Raw genomic sequence first — 18,098 nt, 5'->3', positions numbered from 1 at the left:
TCGGCTGAGGTTGAAAGATTTCTCTTAGGATATGGAATCTCACTTATTTTTTGAAGTATTCAATATACAAATACTGAAGCAAGCTTAAAGAACGAATGTGCCTGTTCCAGATACTGTTGCTATTAATACCCCCGTTTGTTATAGATGAATTCTAAAAAAGAAAAGCAACTATACAAGGGAGTCTTCATCAAAGAATTGCTTATCTTTAACATTAATTCATTTGCTCTATCTTATGACCAATATATCCTTATCCAGCATATAAGGAAATTAAAAAGTTATTATCTAAATCAGACCAATAAAAACTCTTTTTATCACGAATTACCGATACATCACCTTGTGTTTCATCACTTACTTATTGAATTAACCGCCATATTTGTCATCTAAGAACGGTACAACTTTCATTAGGATTTACATCCGAATTATTTCTTTTCTCTTATTCTATAAAATCCTTTTTCCGCTACCCCCCCTTTTTTTTCTACCATTAGCAAGGGGTTCACTTATTAAATGCCGCCCCTTTAATTTCAATTATTTTTTAGTTTAACAACCTTTTTATTAACTGCTATCTCTAAGAAGATGAAGATTCACAGACAGATAAAACGTTACTGTTAAAATGTCCATAACCAAGAGAAGGCCCTTCTGTTAATCAGAAAGGCTTTAGTGTGGTCATTCATGTTGTATGAATAATATATAACCATCCTATTTACTTTAAGTGTAATTTTGGAAATAATAGAGATAATTCCTCCAGAGATCTCAGAAGAAATATTCGTAAAAAAGCACATAAAAAGACGACTTTTTTACACTAATAGGAATCTTCATTAAACACTTATAGAAATTAATATTGACAAAAATCTATTTAGATATAGAATAATGACTTAACTCTGACAAATTCATTTAGAAGTGGGCATTTCCCGCTAACAATGAAAACAAACTATCCTACTTAATCCGTTGTAATACTCGTATATATTTCTAAAACAAATTTAGTTTTTTATTAAAACTTCTAATAATTCTTGACTTTCATTTTTATTTAAAAAGACATATTCAGTTTTTTCTCTAGAAATTTGAATTGTATCATTATCTATTAGCCAAACATAATAGGTAATTGGTTTCTCCTCAACACTTGGATTCGTATAGGAAAAATTAAATATATAATCTGCTTTCCTATTATGTTCTATCTTTTCATTTTTCCAATCATACTCATTTAACAGATCTTTTATCTTTAAAACTTGATTTTGATCCGCAATTTCAGTTTGTTTATACTCCCCATTATCAGCTAATTTTTCAACAACTATTTTTAGTTCTTCATTATTAGAGCAACCACTCATAAAAAGAATCAAAAATAACATGCTATAAACCCACTTAATCTTGAGCATTGTTTTCCCCCTTTAAGCTTTAATAAAAATCCATCCTATTTGTTGAATTTTACTCTTGCTTCCTTATGAATCTAACTTTTTATCCTCATTTTTAACACCTACTTTACCAAAAGTAATACCTTTGGTAAAGTAGTGATCTGCATTTACATCTGTTGAAGGTCTTAAGAAGAGGATGTATTGTTCGTTTTTCTCCATAAGTTCATATTCATTTATTTGATAAAGTATATTATTCTCTTTATCTAAAGTAGAGAACTCAGAAATCTTAATTGTATTATTTTGGTTTAACTCTTTATTTGTAGTGTTTTTATAGATTTTAGTAATTATAAAACTTGAAATTGTAAACTCATTCATTAAATAACCCTCTTCATCTCTAATGAGTGATGGCTCTTCCTCAAAAACTTTAATACCTCTAACTATTAGTGGGGAATCTTCTATTAGTAGAGCTAGATTTTCATATGAGTCTGTTTTTGCGTGCGCTTCTGAAATAATAGGTTTTATTTCACCAAATCTATTATTATATGTAGTAGGTTTTATTTTCTTGGAATTACTATTTTCAGATTTAGATTGATTTAATGGTAATATAAATAAAACTACCACCAAGGTTAATATACCAGATAAATACAATTACTTCTTTTTTATATTAACATCCTCCATTATTTAGTAAATATAATTTAAACCAGCTTTATCAATAAAACCTTTTGCTCTCCTTACAGATTTAGACTCATTAGATTTTTGAGTATGATGTAATCCGATGATATGACCAAACTCATGAACAGCAGTCTCTTTTTTTCTAGTAGTACTTAAAGTGTTAAATGGTTTATAAAAAAATGTTACTATTCCCTTTATAAGCTGTGGCGTATGTACCACTATCCGTATTGCTATAAGAAACTCTAATTTTTGCTGAATTTGAATCAGTGGTTGTATTAAGTTTAACAGGGCTACCTGAAATAATTCCAAGTACATGGATTACTTCAAATATCCAAACATTCTTAAACAATTAAAATAAATGGTTTTTCTGATAATTCAAGTCGATTGCGAACCAGAAACAATGTTGTAGGCTATAATATTATTCTTATCAAGAGCAGCAATAGTGATGTGAAAATAACATTTTTTTAGTAAAAGAATCTGCCTTTCCATTATTATTACCATCTACTCCCTATCCCCCACTTTATTACAATCAAATTTGTAGTATTTGCAACGTTACCGCGACCAATATTGTATTTTCATCAGGTCTAAGTATAAATTAATCGAGTATAAGTGGATGGCGATAAATTCTTTCAAATTTGTAATCTTCACGTTTTGATTGTTTGGTTAAATTGTCTAACACAATGTTCGGACTTCTTATAGAACCTCACATTCCTTACCAATTTTAAGTTAGACAAGATAAGCTGTTCCGCTTCGCCACGTACTAGGCTTTCCCTAGCTCGGACTACTACGGGAACTCCGTTACCCTATCAGATATTCAGATACAAATTATCTTAGATTATGGTTAATCTTTCTGACTTAAGTAATCACTATTTAATCCATATAAGAACGAGCACGATGTAATGTCGGATATAATCATCCTCCGTCATAGATGGAACAATAGTCTCCTCGAGCTGTCATTGAAGCAGTTTAGCTTTTATCTCATTTATATCTTCTCACTTCGCTATTCAGTCGTAACGTGATGGTTCGATAACTTATAACTTTCCAAACATGCTCCATTCCCCGATACTTGGTTTCCCTCACGGACAAGTTTAGTATAAGAAATCATTGGCTTTAATGTGCTGAAAGCTGTCTCCTTAATAGAAAAAAGCACTCCTTATTTGTTGGAAGGAATGCATACCACTTCATATATATGTTCTGTTTTTTAGGTCAGGCCAATTGCTCCTTCCCCTGTCTCTCTCGATTTAGTAGTTCTTTCCTTGATGGCAAGGAACAAAGACGATGTTACCATTCATCAGAACCGTCTATCAACTAGGTGTCACTACCATCCTTTTTAGGGGAAAACTTTATTATATCTTAAAGAAAAAGCGACATCATAATTAGAAGCAAATAAATGCTCCTACAATAATCAATAGGATAAACAATACAACAATTAAAACAAAGTCATTTCTTGGACAGGCTGGTGCGCAATAACCGTAAGCGGGTGCTGTATAGGTAGGAAAAGATGGCGCACTTGGAAAAAATTCAGGTGATACATTCGGCTGAGGAGCAGCATTCGCACCAAAAGTTGGAGGTGCATTTACGTTAGCATACATTTTCATTCATCCTTTCTTCTAGTAAGGCTATCCCTACATCATACTCTCAAAAATGAAAATGGAGCCCGTCTATTGAAAAATGGGTATGTACCCAGCAGCCACCAGGCAGAATAAAAACAAATTACCCTTTGTACATATATCCAAGCTGCACTAGATAGTTCTGATACCTTAAAGTTGATATAGAACTGCGGTTATGATGTACAACAGGTAGTTGTCGTTTGAACGTCGTGCTTCTTGTCTGCTGCCGTGTCAATCTTGATAAATGGGTAAATGATGGTCTCGTTACCAAGCTTGACAGAAATGCGGATCGATTACTAGCTGGTATTCTTATCTCATTAAGATTTTGAATAATTTCCTGATCAGTTCTTATGGAAAAGCCATGTCCGAAAAACCTCCCATCATCCAGAAGTATGGCATTTAGCCCTCTAAACCATGGGGCTGCTAAGTCAAAATCGGGATTTTCAAAGTAGATAATGTCACCAGGCAAAAAACTATTGGAATTAAACGTAACAAGGCCGAGGTCTGTGTCAACATGCCAGCTGTATAGATAAAGATTGCGAAAATGAGTATCGAATGCACGTTTCCCGATCGTCTGTAGTGTAGCATGATAAATGATAATAACAGCAGCAGTTGCACATTCAAATGCATAAAGCGAACTGTTCGAATAAATATCCATAATGGCATCAGAAGGCTGCACATCCGGGCTCAGCGAGAACCCCCCGGCCGAGGTTAGTTGCCAGTAAGCAGGGTTGCACCGAGATTGCTCGAAAACAGTAAACTGTGCCTCTGTTTCATTTATTGCTCTTGCACTATTAATGATATTTTTGCGCATTGTCAATTCGAACTGCAATTCCTCTAATGAAGGATAAGAATACATGTTATGATCATCTTGCATGTACTGCAAAATACTTCTTTCGATTTGATCCAATGGCCAATTTTCTGGAAGCTGAAAGGTTGTTCCTGCTATTTGTAACATTTGCTCCTCCATTCAACACTTTTCTTGCTGGGTATAATTTAAGATATTCTCCTTCCCGCTCAAAAATGTACTTAATTCTCATTGGCTATTAAGAAGCAAATAGTCTGTCACCGATATTTCTCGCCCAATCTTTTTTGCTATTGGCATTGTAAAAGTATAAATAGCATGTATGCTTAAACAAAACAAAGAGCAATGCTTGGAAGCATCACCCTAAAAAATCATTTAAAAACATGTAAACGAAACAATTCTTCTTGTATCAATACCAAAAATCATCCAAAACCTGCCGTTCCATCTAAAACCAGCTACAGATCTTGGTCCTATGAAAACAGGAAAAAACCAAAAGCTATCTCCATTACTTAGCCATATATAAGTATTTCGAAACATGCACAAGCTAATGGCACCTGGATCAATCGCAAATGGTGAAGCCGCTGCTTGCTGCGGAATAAACGGTGGAGGAGGTGCTGTTGGAGCTTGTGAAGGTTGTAATCCAGGTATACCTGATGGTCCTCCGAATCCAGGTATACCTCCAGGGCCTCCAACTCCAGGACCTGGGATACCTGGAGTTCCTATAGGTCCTGGCGCTGATGGGAATAGAAGATTCAGTCTCTCTGATTGTTGATAGGCATTCACAGCAGGATATACTTCTTGATTATACATACAAACATAACCACCTTATTTTTTATCAATGTCTAAAGTATTGTATGTTTTCTTGATTTTTAGGTAGCTTATCCGTTGTATAAATGCATGCCTATTTTCTTCCATAACTAGTTTGGCAGCTTAAAATATGGGGTATATTTAAATCTTTCCCTCTAAAAAAAGCCAAAAATATGCAAATAACATGCATGTTTTCAGCTTATTTATAAATGTTCATCCTCTATAAACACTTTCACAAGTTCCGGCCTTTGGTTCATAAAAACAATGTTGTTTAAATTGACCAGTAAAAGGCTGATCATACCATGTGGATGGACAAGGACCATATGGATTAAAGTACCACAAAGCAAATTTTGCGGGATGATCTCTCCAGTATTTCACATTTTGAAGCGCTAACCGTCTTTCCGATTCTCTTGCTCTTTGATAAAAGACATTTCCTTTTTGAACAGCTTCAAAAGAGTAATTTCCCCCTTGAACATGAAAAATGACTTGTTCAACGGTACGTAAATCTTTAAAATCTAAACAATCTCCAACAACACGGTTTACAATTACATTTCCGACATAGAGCATTCCTTGGTTTCCTTCACCTTCCGCTTCCGCTCTCATCATTCTTGCCATTAAATCAATATCTGCATCCCTGTATGCTATTCTTGCCATTTTTTCACCTCCAAAATATTTTATGAGAAAAAAATACCTTATAGACCTTAAGCAGGAAATATTGATCCCCCCTTTTAACTGGCACAGGATGCTGTAAGTTATAGTTATAATTTACATTTTTCTATTTCTTTTTCTTGCCTATCATATATTGTCACTTTATCGTTGATTTTTTAACATTTTATTTATTATCTTTTTATGAAGATATCGAAGTTTATTTTCATCATAAGTGAATAAGGCTTTCGGAATTATGTATAGGTGGATGACTTTATATTGTTTCCCAACATCTATTCACTATATAAATCACTCAATATTAAAATTTTCCTTTTTATTTCAGTCTTTAGCTCTACGGGTTCAACGACTTTTGCATGGTTCCCCATTTGTATGAAATAGTCAGATAAAAAGTCTATTTCTGTTTCACTTATTGAACCATTCATGACTCCATACCCTTTACTGTCAATTGTAAGTTTATAATAAAGCGAAACATTCGATTTATATTTTTCTACTCCTATCGGTGTTAATTCCACCTTAAGGTCATACTTTTTCTTTGTTTGTAACATTGTAATCATCTCATGTAAGCTGGTTTCTTTTAGATTTAAATTATCCCTTCTGTCACTTAATTCAACTTCCGAAATACGATCACACCGAAAAAGTCTAAAATCTTTCCTAAGATAACAATACGAAGGACAATACCATCTTCCATATTGAGAAAATAACCCAACTGGTTGAATCTCTCTTTTAACACCCAAGTAAGAAATCCAGAGCGACTCATTTTCGATTGCTGCCATAAATAGCTCTTTTAATAAAGGACTTTCTTTACTCTGATTATCTATTTTAAAATCAATCTTATTTTTGATTAAATCTATTTCCTCTTTCATCTTTCCGTTTAAATTCAGATAAAACTTTCTTATGATTGACTGATATTCTGATTCAAAAGGTAGGCTGATAAAATGTTTTAAAGACAAAAGAGCAAAAAAAATAGAGAGAGTTTCCTCTTTTGTAAAAGAGACAGCAAGTAAATTTCTCTCTTCTAAAACTCGATATCCTCCGTTAGCCCCTACCTCTGAAATTAATGGTACCCCTAAAATACTTAATTCTTCTAAATCCCTTAGAATCGTTCTTCTTGAAACATTAAATTCCTTTGCTAAATCGTCTACCTTAAACTTTTTGACTCGATTAATATACAATCTTAATTCATTTAACCTAATTGCCTTGCTCAAAATTTTTCACCTCTTTTGCTAATTGTGTCATCATTTGTCACTATTACATTATATACTGAAGAAAGTATCATAATTGAATTTTTAGGAGGAATTAAGCATGAACCAAACCGAAAAAAAAGAGATTTTAATTGTTATTTTGAACGAATTTGCTGATTGGGAAATATCTTATGTAGCATCTTTCTTAAATAATACAGATAAGTATATCTCTAAGATTGTTAGTGTAAGTGATGGTGTTATAACATCAATCGGCGGATTAAACGTTCTTCCAGATTACACCTTAGAAAGTGCCCCCGAAGATTTTTACGGTTTAATACTAATTGGAGGAAACTCTTGGCGTAAACCAGTAAGCAATAAAGTCATTCCCATAATAGAAAAGGCACTTACAATGGATATTCCAGTAGGGGCAATATGTGATGCGACAGTTTTTATGGGAGTCAATGGTTGGTTAAATGAAGTAAAGCATACAAGCAATGAACTTCATGATTTGAAAACTTATGCACAAGACAACTACACCAATGAGAAGAATTATCTATTAGAACAAGCAGTTACTGACAGAAAAATTGTGACAGCAAATGGAACAGCTTCATTAGAATTTGCAAGAGAAATTCTTGAATTATTAGAAGCATATCCTAAGGATTATATTAATCAACTTTATCAATTTCATAAATTAGGTTATTACGAGGCAAAAAAGATTAGTTTGTAAATATCAACTATTCACAATGTCCATAATTATCAAGATGGGAAATTATGGACATTGCGTTTTGACAACCTTTACTTTCCAACTTCTTTGTATAAGAAAATCATGGAAATCTGATGCTCCTTTAAATTTTCATCTTCCTTTTCCCCCGCTGCGTTAACTTAATAGCTTCAACGCAAGCTGTTTTATCCTTCTTAGACCAATGTACTCGTTTGTTCAAGAAGAAAAAGATAAACCTTTCAGATCGAATTGGCTATACAGCCAATCTATTGCATCCTTAATATCCTCAGCGATATATTCAATTTCTATATCTTTTATTTTTTCGTAGTGTTCGTTTAATGCTGAATGACCTGCACCTGTTTTTACCAGTATCTTGATACTATTCGTTTTAGAAGCAGCTAACATATCACTCCATCTATCACCTATAACCACACAATTTTTTAAGTTTAATTTGTATTTTTCAGCACCATTGATAAGCATACCTGTATTTGGTTTTCTGCAATTGCACCCTTCGCTCTGACTATGTGGACAAATAAATATATCATCAAAGCCAAATTTAGTAAGTTCCTCCATAAATTCTTGTGAAGTTGCTTTTCCCTCTGATATTCCTGGTTGATTTGTAAATGAGAGTACTTTTATTCCATCTTCCTTCAATTTACTTATTTGTTGCTGAGAATCAGAAAACAAGGTAAATGTACCAGGATAGTGTACAGTGTCATCTCCACCAATTGTTCCATCTCTATCTAAAAATACTGCCTCTATTTTACGATTATGATTCATGTAAAACAATCTCCTTACCCCGATATTAATTAAATAATTATTTTAAACTACTTCCCTTAAAGTTGGGGAAGATACATAAGTTCATTTTCCAATGTAGAAATCTTCAAGAATGTCTGTTAGACAATACTTTTATACTACTCCTAGGTTTTTTATTATCACTATAGCAGAACGTATGTTTCGCAGCAATCAAATATTTGTTATTTTACCAAACATTCGATTAAAAATCCCTTTAGAAATATCAAAAACTTCCCTTTTCTTTAAAAGCACCTGTTTATGTAAGTGTTATCCTTCGCAACTATGAAAAAGCATTAATCCTTTTGGATTAACACCCGAATTTTTAGTAGAAAATAATCCCTTACATTAAAATTATTTAAATGAAAAATAAATGCATAATTTGGCATGCTAATTTATCAACATCAGCTAAGTTATGTATGCAATGAAATGTTAAAGTATTCACAAATATATTCTAATTAAGTATCCATACATAATACAGACACCTCCTATCCTTGGTTTGATGGAGGCGCCCGAATTTTTCAAACTTATTCTTCTATAGTACTTTGGCTTATTATTAATTATTCCTCACCCAAGATAGCTAAAGGGCTGAAGGATTCAAAGTGAATGTAACTTCTGGGTACTCCTATTTTGTCTAAGATTGAGACGATAGCTTCCATGAAAGGAACAGATCCGCATAAATAAACTTCTGTATCTTTATTCTTTACAACTGAATTAAGTAAATCCTGATTCACATAGCCTTTTAGATAAAAGTCAAGCCCTTGTTTGTCTTCCGTTGTTGGCGAATCATAACAAACTAGCGTTTTTAAGTTGGTATGACGTTTTTCTAACTGCTTTAAATGCTCTTTAAAAGGATGATACTTACTGTTTTTGGTAGCATATATTAATGTAACTTCACGATTAGGTTGTTCAGAAACAACTGAGTTTAACATACTCAAAATAGGAGTAATTCCAATTCCCCCACTAACTAAAACTAATGAATTATCTTTGGTATCTAAAACAAAATCACCCGCAGGGGCGGAAAATAGTAAAGTATCTCCTTCCTTTATTTCATTATGTAAATAGTTCGAAACAATTCCCTCAGGAGTGCTTCGATCATCATCCTCTCTTTTAACGCTGATTCGGTAATAATCCTTACCAGGTGCTTCCGATATGCTGTAATGCCGAATGTGTGTATATTTCTCACCAGGTATTGTAGCTTTAAGTGTTAAATATTGACCTGGTTTGTAGATCGCCATTTCCTTGCCATCTTTAGGCTTTAAATAATAAGAGGTTACATCTTCACTTTCCTTTATTTTTTTTTCAACATAAAAATCTTTATATCCTTCCCACCCGCCAGCTTGTTTTTTTGTTTCTTCATATAATTTTTCTTCCAAACTTATAAAAGCATCGGAAATGTAGCTATATGCCTTTTCCCAAGCATTAATAATTTCATCTGTAGCAGCGTCACCCAGTACATCCTTAACTGCTTGCAATAATGTTTCTCCCACCACCGGATACTGTTCTGCTTTAATTCCGATAGCACGGTGCTTTTGAGATATTCTCTCGATAACAGGTTTAATAGCATCCAAATTTGTAATATACTCTCCAGCAGCATAAACAGAGTAACCTAATGCCTCTTGTTGAATTCCTCTTTTTTGATTTGTCTGGTTAAAGATATTATACAAGTCAGGTGCTTTTTCAAAGAGTAGTTTATAGAATCTTAAACCAATTTCCTTGCTGTGCTCCTTTAGTATGGGAGCAGTTGATTGAACAATTAATATCGTTTTTTCTTCTAACATGCTATACACCTCTTTAGATAAGTTCATTATTCTTGCAGCAGCTAAATAGTTTAGCTAAAAATCAAACTATCTCTTCCTTTTATAATAGAATAGGCAGACGTCTAAATAAAAAAGAGCTTCACGCTAGTTTCTCCCAAAAGTCGGTCTTTTACCCTAGCCTTTTGGGGACAGTACCCAATCTGCTGAGATCAAATTGCTCTATTTTCCATGTGCTTCTTTACTAGAAATATTCTTCTTAGATATATACAAATTATTAGTATTATCTACTCCCGCATAGAAAATCTCTGAACAACTCTTAATTTTTTGCTTCCTAAATTCAGCTGTCAACCATTCCTTATCTAAACCAGCAGTTGTTAAGTTTTCCTCCAATAATTCTCCATCAATGATAATATCTTTTTTGATAATTGAACTTGTTGTTTGAATGTGTATATCAAAAGGCGTAAGTGGTCGCTTATTTGAATTGAGCAATACAGATAAACTACCGTCAGTTTCCAGTATGGCAAATTCTACATCGGCAATATGAAAAACATCTTTCGACCTTAATTTCATCATTAATTCATTTATCGTTGACTTCATTTGCTTCATATTCTCATACACAATTATCCCGTTTTTAACCAATGTAACTGATTCAGAATTGATTAATTTCCTTAACTTCCAACTTTTCAAGCCTAAATAACTAGATAATACTGTTAAGATAGCAAACATTATAAAAGCAGTGGTGGCTGATAGTGTAGGAAAATCTTCATTAATAAAATCATTTGCAATTAATGACCCCATTGAAACTGCCATAACAAAATCAACAAAATTCATCTGTGATATAAATCTGGTACCGATTTTTCGACTGAGAAATAATGCTAAAATATATATTACAATACTCTTCAGTATAGTAATAAAAAAAATATCTCCCATTTATGCATTACCATCCTTAAATTTATTATTCTTTAAGTAGTTTGTAGAGAAATTAATAAGCTATTCACTTTTCTTAATAAATCTAGTTCTCTATGTATGAATGTTTTTTATTCAACTTAAATTAAGCTAAGTCCACTTTTTTAGAATTCACTCCCTAGGTGCAAAAAACAAAATTTTATTCTTTTACGCTTGATTTTTTTAAAATTATCTTTTATATTTTAGTTAGTAATTGATTAATCACTAACTAAAAGGTGGGAGTTTTTTGAAAGAAAAGCAAAATACGAGTAATCGCCGAGATGAAATTTTATCTGCTGCCATTGAAGTGTTTGCGCAAGAAGGATATTACCGGGCAACAACAATGAAGGTTGCAAATAAAGCAGAGATTTCTCAACCCTATATATTCCGTTTTTTTTCTTCAAAAGAACTATTACTAGAAGAAGCCTTAAAATTATCGTGGTCTAGAATTCAAGCTGCTTTTTCACAAGTTATCCAATCTGCTTCTGTAGAAAATCTAGAAATAGAACTTATTCAGGCTTATGAAGAAATTATGAGGAATTATGAAAATGAAATCTTGCTGCAAATGCAGGCTCAAACAATAAGAGAAACTAATATTGTTACACTTATGCAAGAGGAGTTTTTAAAGATACAATCCATCGTATATACGGCCTTTCAAACAGCTGGTGTCTCTAACCCCTCTGAAAAAACTTTATTATTTTTAGCCCGTGGAATGCTGTGTAACATATCCCTAGCTTTAAATTTGCCAAAATTAATGGAAATAGACGACTAACTATCGTCTATTTTATTAAAAAATAGTTATTGATCAATCACTAAATAAAATAGAAGGGCTGAACTTATTATGAAAAATGTTATTGTATTAGGTGCAACCGGCGGTACTGGAGCTGCCATTACAGAGGAATTACTAAATAGAGGAATTAAAACGATAGCTTTTGGTAGATCTATGGAAAAACTTCATAGCTTAAAAGAAAAATTGGGTAATAGCCATTTATTGACATTGGAATCAGGAAATGCCTTTGACTATAACAGTATTTATGATGCTGCTAAAGATGCTGATGTAATTTTTCAATGTGCAGCTGTTCCATATGTGGAAATGCATCATTCTCAAATCCCTTTAGGAAAGGCTGTCATGACTGCTGCAGATAAACTTAGCAAAAAAATCGTATTTATTGATGGAATATATCCCTATGGAAAAGCCAGAACCCCATTAGTCGATGAGGAACATCCTAAAAACCCCCATACAAAGAAGGGAAAAGTTAAACTTGAATTAGAAAAACTAATTTTCAGTAATGAGTGGATAAAGGCCGAACCAATGATTATAAGACTTCCAGATTATTATGGCCCTACAACAAATTTCAACTCCTATTTAGGGATGACGTTGGTAAATATAGCGAAAGGAAAAATATCTTCTTATATTGGTTCTCTTTCTATTCCAAGAGAGTATGTATATCTACCCGATGCGGCAAAAATGATAATAGAACTTGCTATGAATAATGATGCATACGGACAAAACTGGAATATCCCAGGAAACACTATAACCGGCAAGAGACTTATCCAGATAGCTCAATCTACAGCAGGAAAATCTGCTCCGGTAATCCCCTTAACAAGATACATGTTAAAGCTGATTGGAATATTCAGCCCTGTTATGAAAGAGATGGTTGAAATGTCTTATTTAACAGAAACTCCTGTTTACTTAGATGGCAGCAAGTATAAAAAGACAATTGGTTCCTTAATCCAAACTTCATTTGAAGTAGGTATAGCTGAAACAATTCGCTCCATTCAAAAAGACACTCAGTCAGCCAAATAATATATTCAGATATTGAGAGAATTTAGGATATAATTATTCTAGCTTCTAAATAAATTCCAATAATTAAACAGAAATACTAAAGAAAGATTCTTATATTCATTCTCATTTTTTAAGGCTGCAGTTTCATGAAGGTTTATTTCTAATACCAACAGCGTGAATACACGTATCTTACTACTAAATCAATGCTAAACCCTCGTGTAGTTCACGCTGTTGTGCCCTGATACCAATAGGAATTATCTTGTCTTCAAGCTGCTTTATTTTTTGGAACTAATTAATTTTATGAACGATTATTCATCTTCACAATTTGGCTATTTCTTACTGCAATATAAGCCCCAGCTTTATCCTTTATTTCAATAAGCTTTAGCTTCCTCTTCCAGTGCCTTTATTTGTAGTAATCATGGAACTCATTAAGATGTGCTAATACAATCTTTCCAGTAATAATAGGCCGATCAGCCGTGACGTAGAAAGTAGCAGTAAATCAATAACGAATACAAAAATCCATCAGCCTCCATTAAAATCTAAATTAATTGGCTCTAGTGGTAAAGTATCTCGTATCAGCATATTTGTCGATGGCACAGAAAGATTTACTTCTTCAAATTTAAAACCATCAGCCCATACTTTACCTGTTCCTGTTAGCAGGACTCCGAAGTGGATCGATTTACTTTCTTTCGGAACATCTAAAACTATCGTATAAAAGTTCCAATCTGTTGTACCTTCTATCGGCCGATCGTCCATATTATCAAATTGGATTACATCGCCTAAAGCATTGTCTACTCGACACCAGACTCCACACTTTCTAACTTCTTCTGTCTTTATAAAGCAAGACATTTTAATACGTTTTCCTTTCCAATTATCTGCAGAAAAACTTTGCATCATTGTTCCAAATTGTCCTTCTCCTATATCTGCTTTTGAAGTCAGCAAGCCTGATTTCGTACCTGTATGAAATACTTGTTCATCTGTTCTCATTTCATATAATGCTGGGTTTGAACCGCTTAAATTCCATCCTTTAATTATTGTATGATCACTCATCACTTTTTCCTCCATTCCTTGAAGTATTCGCATTACTCTGCGGTATTTTCCTGGCGGCATTGTATATAGCTCTTTAAAAGAACGTGTGAAAGCTTCTTGTGACTGAAAATGTAATTTAAACGCAATGTCAATTAGCGATTCATCTGAATATAATAATTGCATTGCTGCTGTTGCCAGTCTTCGTTTTCGAATATATTCACTTATCGTCAATCCAGTTTCCTCTTTAAAGATTCGTGATAAATGAAATTTTGAATAACCGATTTTTGATGCATAATCCTCTAAATGCCAATCTTCTAACAAATAGTCTTCTAGAAAACAAATTACATCTTGAGCTACTTTGCGATACACTTTACTCACCTCACATATAATATTAGAGGATAACCGATTATATTTTTTGATATTATTTGCTAGCTTTATTATGTTTTTAATCCGGTAGAGATTTTCTCTTGTGGATAGGTTGGTTTACAATTAGAACAATCGTTCCTATTATACCGATTTAAAGGCGAATATGAAAAAGGGAACAAGTAACTGTAAGGTTCTTGGGAATAATATTCCAACCAAATAAAAAAACGAACAATTATACGAAGAATTTTCGTATAACTGTTCGGGGTAATTTATTTTAAGAAAGAAAACTGGTGGTAATCCCTGCAGATTGGATACACTTCGCTTTTATAGGTTTTAAAGTTTTAAGACACGGTCTTTCTTCACCTGCAGGCTCTAAAACAGCTTCCAAGGAATCCATGTGTATTCTGCCTGCTCCATTTTTCCTACTACCAATGTTTAAGGATTGAAAAAATATGGAACTAATGAAACGAATTGGTTTCACTACTAAATTAGCACTTATTCTCTTTACCCATTATCTATTTTATTTCCACCTCTTCTATTGAAATCCACTATTATTATCTCTTTATGGAACATAAATCTTTTAATTGTATGTATTGAACCATTTTCGCAATTGATTAATATGTGCTTGATGATATCTGTTATGGTCCGCCAGATGCCAAATCCCCCATTGAATGGTTGCTTCGTTTCCATCTTCATATTCCACTGTTTGAAGTAAATCTTTATCCGTTAACTGGCAGCATACAGATTTAAGCAAAGATAAAACATAATCATATTCGTTTAGAAGTACTTCTAATGAAATATCTGTAACTTGCGGTAATTGATTATTTTTATCTAACATTGGTCCATATCTATCTTCAAGTTCTTTGGGAATTACCTTTCCTCTTATTCGATAGACCCAATTTAAGTCAACATACATTAAATGTCTCAGCAATTGAGCCGTACTATTGTCATTTTGACTTGGACCTTTATATTCTAGCTCCTCTTGATCCATACCAGCCACAATTGATTTGAGTCTTTGATAATTATTTTCTACCATGGAATATAGCATACCCACGATAGGATCCATTTGCGAATCTCCCTTTAAATCTAATATCATCCTAATTCTCCTCTTTATTTACCAAGATAATCCATAATTATATTTCCTATTAAATTTTTCCTATGAAACTAACATACTCTGTTGTACACCATAAGAAACTACCTTCCAAACACTCTAAGGAAAGCATCATTAGTTCAAATAATATCTAAGTTTTTTAAAACCCTTTGTTTTAAATAATTATACTGTTTCTCATTTGTATCCATATATGCTTCTTCTCTGTTTGAAGGACTATCTAAGTATACGATAGCTTCTCTAAATTGAGATGCTGTAAAATCGTATCGTTTTCCATTCAAAACATTATAAAAATGCCATCCATCAGGAAGTTTAGTTTTTTTAATTTCTCCACCTAATATATCATTTACTACTAATGTGGTTACACCACAATGTCCCTTTGCTGGATTGTCCTCACTCCATTTTGAACTTGATTCTAAAGACCAAGATTTATACAGAGCTTCTTCAATCTGTTTTATTTTTAATGAGATATTCTCCATATAATTCAGTTCCCCCTTTTACAAAAGCGTATTTTTCCTTATTGGCATTATTCCATTAATCAATTCATCTATTGTTTTCAAAGCAATCTTGCCTGTTACTTTCAAAAAAATTTTGCAAAAAGAAAATGATGGGAAACCTTCTCAGATTAATGAATAACCAATTCGCAGATTTTAACATATTAAAATAAAATGTCTATTCGTGTTGAACATTCTTATACTTTAACCATTCATCAATTTCCGATTTCATAAACCTTTTTTGATTATCGATTTTTAAGTAGGGAATAAATTGATATGTATCATAACTACTTAATTTAGCCCTTTCCAAATCATCTTCCTTTATGATTTTTCCTATCGCTTCCTCACTTATCTGAAGATATTCGGAAAGTTGAGTGATTGTCATTAAATCAGGGATAGCTTGCTTATTAGTGGTTTTATTCTCTAAATTTTTAAAATTATCACTTAAAATAAATGCAGCTAATACTATTGATATTCCCAATATTAATACACCAACTATATAGGTTTTCTGTTTCAAGCTTCAACCCTCCATAACGTAATTTTCCTTATTAAATAATGTATATCAACCATTTCTCTCTACTCCATACTCTACTAGAGAAGGCTCATTATAAATCTTTTAATCCACTAAAATCCTATCTCCTTTACTTGTCGGTTGTGAAGTCACCAAAAACTCTACTTCATTATTTGATTTATTAAACATCTGGTGTGGCACTAAAGGTGGAACCTCTAATCCCTCGTGCGGTTTTAACGTTATTTCTTTGCCGTCAACTTCAATCGTTGCTACTCCTGATAAAACATAGAAAAACTGGCGCGCGTGTTGATGATAATGTCTTACTTCTGATGTATGAGCAGGCATACGTTCATGAATTATACTCAAATCTTGATTCTTCACTAAATGCCATCCATCACAATTATCTCCCCATAGGTAATGTTCCGCATTGCTTTTATTTTTTTTCACTCTTTTTCTCTCCCCCCTTATATTAATAACACAACTCCATCCATCCTTCTTCCTCTTTAACTGCGAGTTAATTATTCTCGTCATTCATAACCATTTGGATGAAATGTTGGGCAGGCATTGAAAGTTCATCTTCTCTTCTCCTGCAGATGGAGATAGGGTTTTTTAACTCAATCCCTTCTACATTCACCTTTGCTAAATCTCCACGAGCAATATATTCTTTAACTTCTAGAGACGAGGCAAAAGTAACCCCATAACCTTCCATGACAACCCTAATCGCTTCATTTAATCCATTAATTTGTAAGCCGACGGTTGGTTGATTAATGCTGTTTATTGTACATAGCGAAACCAACTTTTCACGTGCAGAACTGCCCTTTTCTCTAAATACAAATGGCTCGCACATAATTTGATCTAATGTAACCTTTTTTAAAGCAAACTTATGGTGTTTGTGCACTACAAACCACATTTCATCTTCAAATAATTCTCTTCTGGTTAGAAATGGATGGAATTCTCTTTTCCCACCGATGAAAGCTATTTCTGCCTGATAATTAATTAATTGATCCATCGCTTTAAGCGAATTAGTAGTAGTTAATTCTACTTCAACCTCAGGATATCTTCGCTTATATTTTGCAAGCCATTTAGGCAGCAGGAAATTTGCTGGAAGATAGGTTGCAACAATGCGCAGCTTTCCGATCGACCCATTTTTATATTGTTCAAGATATACTTCCATTTCTCCTTCAAGAGAAAACACTCTTTTAGCGTGTTTGGCAAGTTCAATCCCTGCTTCCGTTAATAAAATCCCCCTCCCTTTTGGAGCTAATAAAGTCATCCCTATCTCTTGTTCTAATTTTTTTATTTGTGCTGTTACAGCAGGTTGACTTATATTCAGCTCCTCTGCAGCACGAGTAACATTTCCTTTTTCAGCAACAATGTGAAATAGCTTCAAAGCGTGAAGATTCATATTACACCTCTAGATTCATAGATAAAAGTTATCAATGACAAATAAATATATATTAGATTTATTTATTATTTTCTTTTATTCTAAAATTACAAAA

Annotated in this window: 20 protein-coding genes; 3 read left to right on the top strand and 17 right to left on the bottom strand. The window is 33.1% G+C overall.

The genetic code is table 11. The features are described from left to right. Nucleotides 1-977 precede the first annotated feature (977 nt). The 8 genes from MHH96_RS15640 to MHH96_RS15605 all read right to left on the bottom strand — a co-directional run bounded on the left by MHH96_RS15640 (nucleotide 978) and on the right by MHH96_RS15605 (nucleotide 7,111). On the bottom strand, nucleotides 978-1,370 hold the full coding sequence (locus tag MHH96_RS15640; protein WP_047940113.1) for a hypothetical protein: 393 nt from the start codon (nucleotides 1,368-1,370) through the stop codon (nucleotides 978-980). 63 nt (nucleotides 1,371-1,433) lie between these two features. Further along, on the bottom strand, nucleotides 1,434-1,970 hold the full coding sequence (locus MHH96_RS15635) for a hypothetical protein (protein ID WP_341117643.1): 537 nt from the start codon (nucleotides 1,968-1,970) through the stop codon (nucleotides 1,434-1,436). A 57-nt stretch (nucleotides 1,971-2,027) separates the two neighbouring features. Further along, on the bottom strand, nucleotides 2,028-2,327 hold the full coding sequence (locus tag MHH96_RS15630; RefSeq protein ID WP_341117642.1) for a hypothetical protein: 300 nt from the start codon (nucleotides 2,325-2,327) through the stop codon (nucleotides 2,028-2,030). Nucleotides 2,328-3,394: 1,067 nt separating this feature from the next. Then, nucleotides 3,395-3,610, bottom strand: coding sequence for a YjcZ family sporulation protein (locus MHH96_RS25655; RefSeq protein ID WP_413230944.1), 216 nt, complete (start codon nucleotides 3,608-3,610; stop codon nucleotides 3,395-3,397). A gap of 121 nt (nucleotides 3,611-3,731) precedes the next feature. Further along, the gene (locus MHH96_RS15620; RefSeq protein ID WP_047940110.1) at nucleotides 3,732-4,586 is read right to left on the bottom strand and encodes a protein-glutamine gamma-glutamyltransferase; all 855 of its coding nucleotides are present in this window, start codon (nucleotides 4,584-4,586) and stop codon (nucleotides 3,732-3,734) included. Nucleotides 4,587-4,808: 222 nt separating this feature from the next. Then, nucleotides 4,809-5,243 carry a collagen-like protein gene (locus MHH96_RS15615; protein ID WP_186325691.1) on the bottom strand — a complete coding sequence of 145 codons (435 nt, stop codon included), beginning with the start codon at nucleotides 5,241-5,243 and terminating at the stop codon, nucleotides 4,809-4,811. Nucleotides 5,244-5,453: 210 nt separating this feature from the next. Then, complete coding sequence (locus tag MHH96_RS15610) at nucleotides 5,454-5,894, bottom strand: cell wall hydrolase (protein WP_047940108.1); 441 nt, start codon at nucleotides 5,892-5,894, stop codon at nucleotides 5,454-5,456. Between the two features lie 284 nt (nucleotides 5,895-6,178). Further along, nucleotides 6,179-7,111 (bottom strand): WYL domain-containing protein, encoded by a 933-nt coding sequence (locus tag MHH96_RS15605; RefSeq protein WP_144546273.1) that lies wholly within the window; start codon nucleotides 7,109-7,111, stop codon nucleotides 6,179-6,181. A gap of 97 nt (nucleotides 7,112-7,208) precedes the next feature. Between MHH96_RS15605 and MHH96_RS15600 the strand changes: the two genes are divergently transcribed. After that, the gene (locus tag MHH96_RS15600; protein ID WP_047940106.1) at nucleotides 7,209-7,814 is read left to right on the top strand and encodes a DJ-1/PfpI family protein; all 606 of its coding nucleotides are present in this window, start codon (nucleotides 7,209-7,211) and stop codon (nucleotides 7,812-7,814) included. A gap of 210 nt (nucleotides 7,815-8,024) precedes the next feature. Here the strand turns inward: MHH96_RS15600 and MHH96_RS15595 are convergent, their stop codons facing one another. The 3 genes from MHH96_RS15595 to MHH96_RS15585 all read right to left on the bottom strand — a co-directional run bounded on the left by MHH96_RS15595 (nucleotide 8,025) and on the right by MHH96_RS15585 (nucleotide 11,170). Next, nucleotides 8,025-8,588, bottom strand: a complete 564-nt coding sequence (locus tag MHH96_RS15595) for an HAD-IIIA family hydrolase (protein WP_047940105.1) — start codon at nucleotides 8,586-8,588, stop codon at nucleotides 8,025-8,027. Between the two features lie 572 nt (nucleotides 8,589-9,160). Further along, on the bottom strand, nucleotides 9,161-10,381 hold the full coding sequence (gene hmpA / locus MHH96_RS15590) for an NO-inducible flavohemoprotein (protein WP_047940104.1): 1,221 nt from the start codon (nucleotides 10,379-10,381) through the stop codon (nucleotides 9,161-9,163). Between the two features lie 198 nt (nucleotides 10,382-10,579). Further along, complete coding sequence (locus MHH96_RS15585) at nucleotides 10,580-11,170, bottom strand: DUF421 domain-containing protein (RefSeq protein ID WP_236691755.1); 591 nt, start codon at nucleotides 11,168-11,170, stop codon at nucleotides 10,580-10,582. Between the two features lie 382 nt (nucleotides 11,171-11,552). On the opposite strand from MHH96_RS15585, the gene MHH96_RS15580 reads away from it, so the two are divergent. After that, nucleotides 11,553-12,077, top strand: coding sequence for a TetR/AcrR family transcriptional regulator (locus tag MHH96_RS15580; RefSeq protein ID WP_047940102.1), 525 nt, complete (start codon nucleotides 11,553-11,555; stop codon nucleotides 12,075-12,077). Between the two features lie 69 nt (nucleotides 12,078-12,146). Next, complete coding sequence (locus tag MHH96_RS15575) at nucleotides 12,147-13,112, top strand: NAD-dependent epimerase/dehydratase family protein (protein ID WP_047940101.1); 966 nt, start codon at nucleotides 12,147-12,149, stop codon at nucleotides 13,110-13,112. A gap of 501 nt (nucleotides 13,113-13,613) precedes the next feature. Here MHH96_RS15575 and MHH96_RS15570 read toward each other — a convergent pair. The 6 genes from MHH96_RS15570 to MHH96_RS15545 all read right to left on the bottom strand — a co-directional run bounded on the left by MHH96_RS15570 (nucleotide 13,614) and on the right by MHH96_RS15545 (nucleotide 18,004). Continuing rightward, on the bottom strand, nucleotides 13,614-14,489 hold the full coding sequence (locus MHH96_RS15570; protein WP_047940100.1) for a helix-turn-helix transcriptional regulator: 876 nt from the start codon (nucleotides 14,487-14,489) through the stop codon (nucleotides 13,614-13,616). A 577-nt stretch (nucleotides 14,490-15,066) separates the two neighbouring features. After that, the gene (locus MHH96_RS15565; protein ID WP_173427255.1) at nucleotides 15,067-15,582 is read right to left on the bottom strand and encodes a DinB family protein; all 516 of its coding nucleotides are present in this window, start codon (nucleotides 15,580-15,582) and stop codon (nucleotides 15,067-15,069) included. A 134-nt stretch (nucleotides 15,583-15,716) separates the two neighbouring features. Beyond that, a complete protein-coding gene (locus MHH96_RS15560; protein WP_047940099.1) occupies nucleotides 15,717-16,073 on the bottom strand; it encodes a YunG family protein in 357 nt (118 codons plus the stop codon). 193 nt (nucleotides 16,074-16,266) lie between these two features. Next, the gene (locus tag MHH96_RS15555) at nucleotides 16,267-16,605 is read right to left on the bottom strand and encodes a helix-turn-helix domain-containing protein (protein WP_047940098.1); all 339 of its coding nucleotides are present in this window, start codon (nucleotides 16,603-16,605) and stop codon (nucleotides 16,267-16,269) included. Nucleotides 16,606-16,704: 99 nt separating this feature from the next. Continuing rightward, nucleotides 16,705-17,046: a cupin domain-containing protein gene (locus MHH96_RS15550; protein WP_047940097.1), complete on the bottom strand. Its 342-nt coding sequence runs from the start codon at nucleotides 17,044-17,046 to the stop codon at nucleotides 16,705-16,707. Between the two features lie 67 nt (nucleotides 17,047-17,113). Further along, on the bottom strand, nucleotides 17,114-18,004 hold the full coding sequence (locus tag MHH96_RS15545; RefSeq protein ID WP_047940096.1) for a LysR family transcriptional regulator: 891 nt from the start codon (nucleotides 18,002-18,004) through the stop codon (nucleotides 17,114-17,116). Nucleotides 18,005-18,098: the final 94 nt, after the last annotated feature.

Source organism: Niallia sp. FSL K6-0212, assembly GCF_038007605.1.
Classification (GTDB): domain Bacteria; phylum Bacillota; class Bacilli; order Bacillales; family Cytobacillaceae; genus Niallia; species Niallia circulans.
Note: the sequence above shows the minus strand (reverse complement) of the source record. Positions and strands in the feature narration are given on the sequence as shown.

Coding starts and splice junctions, on each gene's coding strand:
- MHH96_RS15640 (WP_047940113.1), bottom strand. CDS start 1,370: ATGCTCAAGATTAAGTGGGTTTATAGCATGTTATTTTTGATTCTTTTT.
- MHH96_RS25655 (WP_413230944.1), bottom strand. CDS start 3,610: ATGTATGCTAACGTAAATGCACCTCCAACTTTTGGTGCGAATGCTGCT.
- MHH96_RS15620 (WP_047940110.1), bottom strand. CDS start 4,586: ATGTTACAAATAGCAGGAACAACCTTTCAGCTTCCAGAAAATTGGCCA.
- MHH96_RS15615 (WP_186325691.1), bottom strand. CDS start 5,243: ATGTATAATCAAGAAGTATATCCTGCTGTGAATGCCTATCAACAATCA.
- MHH96_RS15610 (WP_047940108.1), bottom strand. CDS start 5,894: ATGGCAAGAATAGCATACAGGGATGCAGATATTGATTTAATGGCAAGA.
- MHH96_RS15600 (WP_047940106.1), top strand. CDS start 7,209: ATGAACCAAACCGAAAAAAAAGAGATTTTAATTGTTATTTTGAACGAA.
- MHH96_RS15595 (WP_047940105.1), bottom strand. CDS start 8,588: ATGAATCATAATCGTAAAATAGAGGCAGTATTTTTAGATAGAGATGGA.
- hmpA (WP_047940104.1), bottom strand. CDS start 10,381: ATGTTAGAAGAAAAAACGATATTAATTGTTCAATCAACTGCTCCCATA.
- MHH96_RS15585 (WP_236691755.1), bottom strand. CDS start 11,170: ATGGCAGTTTCAATGGGGTCATTAATTGCAAATGATTTTATTAATGAA.
- MHH96_RS15575 (WP_047940101.1), top strand. CDS start 12,147: ATGAAAAATGTTATTGTATTAGGTGCAACCGGCGGTACTGGAGCTGCC.
- MHH96_RS15565 (WP_173427255.1), bottom strand. CDS start 15,582: ATGATATTAGATTTAAAGGGAGATTCGCAAATGGATCCTATCGTGGGT.
- MHH96_RS15560 (WP_047940099.1), bottom strand. CDS start 16,073: ATGGAGAATATCTCATTAAAAATAAAACAGATTGAAGAAGCTCTGTAT.
- MHH96_RS15545 (WP_047940096.1), bottom strand. CDS start 18,004: ATGAATCTTCACGCTTTGAAGCTATTTCACATTGTTGCTGAAAAAGGA.